This window comes from Variovorax sp. PvP013, assembly GCF_050435945.1.
In the GTDB taxonomy this organism is placed as follows: Bacteria; Pseudomonadota; Gammaproteobacteria; order Burkholderiales; family Burkholderiaceae_C; genus Variovorax.
This window is the reverse complement of record NZ_JBNDLF010000025.1, coordinates 1-1,809: the sequence shown is the minus strand read 5'-3', so window position 1 is coordinate 1,809 and position 1,809 is coordinate 1. Positions and strand designations below refer to the sequence as shown.

Annotated in this window: 3 protein-coding genes; all 3 read right to left on the bottom strand. The window is 71.7% G+C overall.

The window, feature by feature from the left end; genetic code table 11:
* On the bottom strand, window positions 1-869 hold an 869-nt coding region (locus tag ABID77_RS22565), incomplete at its 3' end, for a CheR family methyltransferase (protein WP_429600725.1).
* Window positions 866-1,282 carry a chemotaxis protein CheW gene (locus ABID77_RS22560; protein WP_429600726.1) on the bottom strand — a complete coding sequence of 139 codons (417 nt, stop codon included), beginning with the start codon at window positions 1,280-1,282 and terminating at the stop codon, window positions 866-868. The genes ABID77_RS22565 and ABID77_RS22560, both read right to left, overlap by 4 nt.
* A 101-nt stretch (window positions 1,283-1,383) precedes the next feature.
* Window positions 1,384-1,809 (bottom strand): chemotaxis protein CheW (locus ABID77_RS22555; RefSeq protein WP_429600723.1); only part of this gene is annotated, 426 nt, incomplete at its 5' end.

The following is a 1,809-nucleotide window of genomic DNA, read 5'->3' as shown; positions in this document are numbered from 1 at the left end:
GCGCGCTCGTAGACCGTGTGCGACCTCAGGCGCAGCAGGTCGGAGGCGAACAGCAGGCTCTCGGAGTGCCCGGCGAAGAACAGTCCGTCGCCCTCGAGCAGCCGAGCGAGCTTGGCGAGCACGGCGTATTGCGTGGGCTTGTCGAAGTAGATCATCACGTTGCGGCAGAAGATCGCGTCGAAGGGCTGCAGGCCCAGCCAGTCGTCGGCCAGCAGGTTCAGCGACCTGAAGCGCACCAGCGCGGCGAGCTCGGGCTTGACCCGCACCTTGCCCGCGTGGGCGCCCGAGCCGCGCTGGAAGAAGCGCCTGACCTGGGCGGCGGGCAGCTCGGCCACGCGCTTGTCCTCGTAGACCCCGGCCTGGGCGACGGCGAGCACCTTGGTGTCGATGTCGGTGGCCAGGATGCGCACGGGCGGCGCGAGCGTGTCGAAGGCCTCGGCGAGCGCCATGGCGATCGAGTAGGGCTCCTCGCCCGTGGAGGCCGCGCAGGTCCACACCCGCAGGGGCCGCTCGCGCGCGAGCGAGCGCAGGTGCGCCGCGAGGATGGGGAAGTGGTGCGCCTCGCGGAAGAACGAGGTGAGGTTGGTGGTCAGGGCGTTGGTGAAGTGCTCCCACTCGGCCTCGTTGCCCGGTGCCTCCAGGTGCCTCAGGTAGGCCTCGAAGCTCGGCAGGTTGGTCGCCCGCAGGCGCCGCGACAGCCGGCTGTAGACCATCTCCTCCTTGGTGTCGGCGATGGAGATGCCCGCGTGGGCGTGGATGAGCGCCTGCACGCGGCGGAAGTCCCCGGTGCGGAAGGCGAAGTCGCGCCGCCCGGCCCGGGTCGTTTCGTCGACGTCGCCCGCCTCGATCGCGTGGCTCGATGCGCTCATGGCGCGTCGATGTCCGCGAGCAGCGCCTGGACGTCCAGCAGGATGAGCATGCGCTCCTCCAGCGTGGCGAGCCCGACGATGCAGCTCTGGTCGATCGCGGCCATGGCCGGGCCGGGCTGGATCTGCTCGCTCGTGAGGCCCACGACGTCGGAGACCCCGTCGACCACCATGCCCACCACGCGCGCGCCGACGTTGACGATGATGACCACCGTGAAGTCGTCGTAGTCGGCCTGGGCGAGCTCGAAGCGGATGCGCATGTCGATGATGGGCACGATGTTGCCGCGCAGGTTGATCACGCCCTTGACCGAGCGCGGCGCGTTGGCGATGCGCGTGACGGCCTCGTAGCCGCGGATCTCCTGGACCTTGAGGATGTCGATGGCGTAGTGCTCCGCGCCCAGGCGGAAGGTCAGCATGCCCGTGGGGGAGACCACGGCGGCGCGCGCGGAGGCGTGGGCCGTGAGGGAGGCGATGGTGGAGGCGGTGGGGCTGGTGGAGGTGGTGGACAGGGCGTGGGTCATGGCAGTGCGAGCTCGGGTGCGGGTGCGGGTGCGGACAGGGCCGCGGGGCGTTGCGGGAGAGGGGTGGCGGGGGTGGTCGGCGCGCCCGGGAAGGCCTGCGCGATCTCGGCGAGCTCGCGCTCGCGGCGCTGGCTCGCCGCCAGGCGCCCCAGGCCCGCGGCGTCCAGGATCAGCGCGACGCGCCCGTCGCCCATGATGGTGGCCCCGGAGATGCCCGCGACCTTGCGGTAGTTGGTCTCCAGGCTCTTGATGACCACCTGGTGCTGGCCGAGCAGCGCGTCCACGCGCAGCGCCAGGCGCATCTCCTCGGCGTCGATCACGATCAGGATGCCCGCCTCGTCGGCGTCGGCGGCGGCGTCGGCGTCGGCGTCGGCGGCGCCCGCCGGCGCCTCCATGCCCAGGAGCTCGTGCAGCGTCACCAT